At 51.7% G+C, this 5995-nt stretch carries 6 tRNA genes and 4 rRNA genes; all 10 read right to left on the minus strand.

The window, feature by feature from the left end:
* Positions 1 to 379, minus strand: a 16S ribosomal RNA gene (locus ACFVFQ_RS38095); the annotation flags it as partial.
* 166 nt (positions 380 to 545) lie between these two features.
* Positions 546 to 621 (minus strand) — tRNA-Ala (locus ACFVFQ_RS38100).
* Positions 622 to 624: 3 nt separating this feature from the next.
* Positions 625 to 701, minus strand: a tRNA-Pro gene (locus tag ACFVFQ_RS38105).
* A gap of 15 nt (positions 702 to 716) precedes the next feature.
* Positions 717 to 793, minus strand: a tRNA-Arg gene (locus ACFVFQ_RS38110).
* Positions 794 to 825: 32 nt separating this feature from the next.
* Positions 826 to 900: transfer RNA gene (locus tag ACFVFQ_RS38115), tRNA-Gly, on the minus strand.
* Between the two features lie 341 nt (positions 901 to 1241).
* A tRNA-Thr gene (locus ACFVFQ_RS38120) sits at positions 1242 to 1314 on the minus strand.
* Positions 1315 to 1316: 2 nt separating this feature from the next.
* Positions 1317 to 1391: transfer RNA gene (locus ACFVFQ_RS38125), tRNA-Asn, on the minus strand.
* A 9-nt stretch (positions 1392 to 1400) separates the two neighbouring features.
* Positions 1401 to 1516, minus strand: a 5S ribosomal RNA gene (gene rrf, locus ACFVFQ_RS38130).
* 50 nt (positions 1517 to 1566) lie between these two features.
* Positions 1567 to 4496 (minus strand): 23S ribosomal RNA (locus ACFVFQ_RS38135).
* Between the two features lie 233 nt (positions 4497 to 4729).
* Positions 4730 to 5995, minus strand: a 16S ribosomal RNA gene (locus tag ACFVFQ_RS38140); the annotation flags it as partial.

Here is a 5995-nt window from a genome sequence, read left to right on the forward strand (position 1 = left end):
TGCGGAAGATTCCCTACTGCTGCCTCCCGTAGGAGTCTGGGCCGTGTCTCAGTCCCAGTGTGGCCGATCACCCTCTCAGGTCGGCTACGCATCGTTGCCTTGGTGAGCCGTTACCTCACCAACTAGCTAATGCGCCGCGGGTCCATCTGTAAGTGGTAGCCGAAGCCACCTTTTATGTCTGAACCATGCGGTTCAAACAAGCATCCGGTATTAGCCCCGGTTTCCCGGAGTTATCCCAGTCTTACAGGCAGGTTACCCACGTGTTACTCACCCGTCCGCCGCTAACATCAGGGAGCAAGCTCCCATCTGTCCGCTCGACTTGCATGTATTAGGCACGCCGCCAGCGTTCGTCCTGAGCCAGGATCAAACTCTCCGATAAAGTAGTTTGACTGACTACGCACATCGCTGTGCGATTTATTTAAAACTTTGAATTAACAGGTACGTTTTGTCTTGTTTAGTTTTCAAAGATCATTTTTGTTCACTTTCTCAAGCAACTTTTTAAGTATATAATAAGTTTCTCTTAAAGTCAACATGTTTTTTATAAATGGTGGAGCCTAGCGGGATCGAACCGCTGACCTCCTGCGTGCAAAGCAGGCGCTCTCCCAGCTGAGCTAAGGCCCCGAATGGTCGGGAAGACAGGATTCGAACCTGCGACCCCATGGTCCCAAACCATGTGCTCTACCAAGCTGAGCTACTTCCCGATTTCAAATATATTATGGCGCGCCCGAGAGGAGTCGAACCCCTAACCTTTTGATCCGTAGTCAAACGCTCTATCCAATTGAGCTACGGGCGCAATCAATTTCACAATATCCCGTTGGGATAAAATGGAGCGGAAGACGGGATTCGAACCCGCGACCCCCACCTTGGCAAGGTGATGTTCTACCACTGAACTACTTCCGCAAGTAAAAATGTAATGTACAGCCAGAATACAGCATCAGATAACCAAAAACTGTATTGTTATTTATTCAGTAAAACTCCAAACGGTATAACCCGCAGACTAATCTAAAGCATACTGTTCATTATGACAAAAGTAATTATATCAAGGTTTTGATAAAAGTCAATACCGTTTAACAATTAATTATGTTAATCTCTTTTGCATCCTTGAAGAAAGGCTTCATCAGAAGACGCGCTAAATACCTATACCTTAACTGGTACAATCAGCAACAGATATTTACTGAACTAAACAAAAAATAACAGTTCCATAACGCGCGGAAACTGCTTCAGATCAACGTATTTAGATAAGCTTCCAAGCGGGCTCGAACCGCTGACCTCTTCCTTACCATGGAAGTGCTCTACCTGCTGAGCTATGGAAGCAATGGCTCCGCAGGTAGGACTCGAACCTACGACCGATCGGTTAACAGCCGATAGCTCTACCACTGAGCTACTGCGGAATGAAGTCTGCCTGGCGACGTCCTACTCTCACAGGGGGAAACCCCCGACTACCATCGGCGCTGAAGAGCTTAACTTCCGTGTTCGGCATGGGAACGGGTGTGACCTCTTCGCTATCGCCACCAAACCATTGAGAGTGTTCTCTCAAAACTAGATAACAGTAAGCATACATTCAAATTGGTTAAGTCCTCGATCGATTAGTATCTGTCAGCTCCATGTGTCGCCACACTTCCACCTCAGACCTATCAACCTGATCATCTTTCAGGGATCTTACTTCCTTGCGGAATGGGAAATCTCATCTTGAGGGGGGCTTCATGCTTAGATGCTTTCAGCACTTATCCCGTCCGCACATAGCTACCCAGCGATGCCCTTGGCAGAACAACTGGTACACCAGCGGTGCGTCCATCCCGGTCCTCTCGTACTAAGGACAGCTCCTCTCAAATTTCCTGCGCCCGCGACGGATAGGGACCGAACTGTCTCACGACGTTCTGAACCCAGCTCGCGTACCGCTTTAATGGGCGAACAGCCCAACCCTTGGGACCGACTACAGCCCCAGGATGCGATGAGCCGACATCGAGGTGCCAAACCTCCCCGTCGATGTGGACTCTTGGGGGAGATAAGCCTGTTATCCCCGGGGTAGCTTTTATCCGTTGAGCGATGGCCCTTCCATGCGGAACCACCGGATCACTAAGCCCGACTTTCGTCCCTGCTCGACTTGTAGGTCTCGCAGTCAAGCTCCCTTGTGCCTTTACACTCTGCGAATGATTTCCAACCATTCTGAGGGAACCTTTGGGCGCCTCCGTTACCTTTTAGGAGGCGACCGCCCCAGTCAAACTGCCCACCTGACACTGTCTCCCCGCCCGATAAGGGCGGCGGGTTAGAAGGTCAATACAGCCAGGGTAGTATCCCACCGATGCCTCCACCGAAGCTGGCGCTCCGGTTTCCAAGGCTCCTACCTATCCTGTACAAGCTGTACCAACATTCAATATCAGGCTGCAGTAAAGCTCCACGGGGTCTTTCCGTCCTGTCGCGGGTAACCTGCATCTTCACAGGTACTATAATTTCACCGAGTCTCTCGTTGAGACAGTGCCCAGATCGTTGCGCCTTTCGTGCGGGTCGGAACTTACCCGACAAGGAATTTCGCTACCTTAGGACCGTTATAGTTACGGCCGCCGTTTACTGGGGCTTCAATTCGCACCTTCGCTTACGCTAAGCGCTCCTCTTAACCTTCCAGCACCGGGCAGGCGTCAGCCCCTATACTTCGCCTTACGGCTTCGCAGAGACCTGTGTTTTTGCTAAACAGTCGCCTGGGCCTATTCACTGCGGCTCTCTCGGGCTTGCACCCTAACAGAGCACCCCTTCTCCCGAAGTTACGGGGTCATTTTGCCGAGTTCCTTAACGAGAGTTCTCTCGATCACCTTAGGATTCTCTCCTCGCCTACCTGTGTCGGTTTGCGGTACGGGCACCTCTCACCTCGCTAGAGGCTTTTCTTGGCAGTGTGGAATCAGGAACTTCGCTACTATAATTCGCTCGCCATCACAGCTCAGCCTTCACGGGAAACGGATTTGCCTATTTCCCAGCCTAACTGCTTGGACGCGGATATCCAATACCGCGCTTACCCTATCCTCCTGCGTCCCCCCATTGCTCAAATGGTGAGGAGGTGGTACAGGAATATCAACCTGTTATCCATCGCCTACGCCTTTCGGCCTCGGCTTAGGTCCCGACTAACCCTGAGCGGACGAGCCTTCCTCAGGAAACCTTAGGCATTCGGTGGAGGGGATTCTCACCCCTCTTTCGCTACTCATACCGGCATTCTCACTTCTAAGCGCTCCACAAGTCCTTCCGGTCTTGCTTCACAGCCCTTAGAACGCTCTCCTACCACTGTTCGAAGAACAGTCCGCAGCTTCGGTGATACGTTTAGCCCCGGTACATTTTCGGCGCAGAGTCACTCGACCAGTGAGCTATTACGCACTCTTTAAATGGTGGCTGCTTCTAAGCCAACATCCTGGTTGTCTAAGCAACTCCACATCCTTTTCCACTTAACGTATACTTTGGGACCTTAGCTGGCGGTCTGGGCTGTTTCCCTTTCGACTACGGATCTTATCACTCGCAGTCTGACTCCCAAGGATAAGTCATCGGCATTCGGAGTTTGACTGAATTCGGTAACCCGGTAGGGGCCCCTAGTCCAATCAGTGCTCTACCTCCGAGACTCTTACCTTGAGGCTAGCCCTAAAGCTATTTCGGAGAGAACCAGCTATCTCCAGGTTCGATTGGCATTTCACCCCTACCCACACCTCATCCCCGCACTTTTCAACGTGCGTGGGTTCGGGCCTCCATTCAGTGTTACCTGAACTTCACCCTGGACATGGGTAGATCACCTGGTTTCGGGTCTACGACCACGTACTCAATTCGCCCTATTCAGACTCGCTTTCGCTGCGGCTCCGCATCTTCTGCTTAACCTTGCACGGGATCGTAACTCGCCGGTTCATTCTACAAAAGGCACGCCATCACCCGTTAACGGGCTCTGACTACTTGTAGGCACACGGTTTCAGGATCTCTTTCACTCCCCTTCCGGGGTGCTTTTCACCTTTCCCTCACGGTACTGGTTCACTATCGGTCACTAGGGAGTATTTAGCCTTGGGAGATGGTCCTCCCGGATTCCGACGGAATTTCACGTGTTCCGCCGTACTCAGGATCCACTCAGGAGAGAACGAAGTTTTGACTACAGGGCTGTTACCTCCTATGGCGGGCCTTTCCAGACCTCTTCATCTACCTCGTTCCTTTGTAACTCCGTACAGAGTGTCCTACAACCCCAAGAGGCAAGCCTCTTGGTTTGGGCTTGTCCCGTTTCGCTCGCCGCTACTCAGGAAATCGCATTTGCTTTCTCTTCCTCCGGGTACTTAGATGTTTCAGTTCCCCGGGTCTGCCTTCTCATATCCTATGTATTCAGATATGGATACCACTCCATTACGAGTGGTGGGTTTCCCCATTCGGAAATCTCCGGATCAAAGCTTGCTTACAGCTCCCCGAAGCATATCGGTGTTCGTCCCGTCCTTCATCGGCTCCTAGTGCCAAGGCATCCACCGTGCGCCCTTTCTAACTTAACCGTTAAAAAGAATCACTACGTGATATCTTGCATTACTAATTGAATGTGAATTACTTCTGTTATCTAGTTTTCAAAGAACAACGCATAGGACATGCTAACACATGCGTTGCCACAGGAAGTGGCGCATTTAGCAGGTGTTCCTATGTTTTGAAGGAATGATCCTTCAAAACTAAACAAGACAGGGAACGTTCTGTTTATAAGACCCAAGGTCTTATATTCCGTTAAAATCCTTAGAAAGGAGGTGATCCAGCCGCACCTTCCGATACGGCTACCTTGTTACGACTTCACCCCAATCATCTGTCCCACCTTCGGCGGCTGGCTCCTAAAAGGTTACCTCACCGACTTCGGGTGTTACAAACTCTCGTGGTGTGACGGGCGGTGTGTACAAGGCCCGGGAACGTATTCACCGCGGCATGCTGATCCGCGATTACTAGCGATTCCAGCTTCACGCAGTCGAGTTGCAGACTGCGATCCGAACTGAGAACAGATTTGTGGGATTGGCTTAACCTCGCGGTTTCGCTGCCCTTTGTTCTGTCCATTGTAGCACGTGTGTAGCCCAGGTCATAAGGGGCATGATGATTTGACGTCATCCCCACCTTCCTCCGGTTTGTCACCGGCAGTCACCTTAGAGTGCCCAACTGAATGCTGGCAACTAAGATCAAGGGTTGCGCTCGTTGCGGGACTTAACCCAACATCTCACGACACGAGCTGACGACAACCATGCACCACCTGTCACTCTGCCCCCGAAGGGGACGTCCTATCTCTAGGATTGTCAGAGGATGTCAAGACCTGGTAAGGTTCTTCGCGTTGCTTCGAATTAAACCACATGCTCCACCGCTTGTGCGGGCCCCCGTCAATTCCTTTGAGTTTCAGTCTTGCGACCGTACTCCCCAGGCGGAGTGCTTAATGCGTTAGCTGCAGCACTAAGGGGCGGAAACCCCCTAACACTTAGCACTCATCGTTTACGGCGTGGACTACCAGGGTATCTAATCCTGTTCGCTCCCCACGCTTTCGCTCCTCAGCGTCAGTTACAGACCAGAGAGTCGCCTTCGCCACTGGTGTTCCTCCACATCTCTACGCATTTCACCGCTACACGTGGAATTCCACTCTCCTCTTCTGCACTCAAGTTCCCCAGTTTCCAATGACCCTCCCCGGTTGAGCCGGGGGCTTTCACATCAGACTTAAGAAACCGCCTGCGAGCCCTTTACGCCCAATAATTCCGGACAACGCTTGCCACCTACGTATTACCGCGGCTGCTGGCACGTAGTTAGCCGTGGCTTTCTGGTTAGGTACCGTCAAGGTGCCGCCCTATTTGAACGGCACTTGTTCTTCCCTAACAACAGAGCTTTACGATCCGAAAACCTTCATCACTCACGCGGCGTTGCTCCGTCAGACTTTCGTCCATTGCGGAAGATTCCCTACTGCTGCCTCCCGTAGGAGTCTGGGCCGTGTCTCAGTCCCAGTGTGGCCGATCACCCTCTCAGGTCGGCTACGCATCGT

It is taken from the genome of Streptomyces sp. NPDC057743, from assembly GCF_042798755.1.
Lineage (GTDB): Bacteria > Actinomycetota > Actinomycetes > Streptomycetales > Streptomycetaceae > Streptomyces.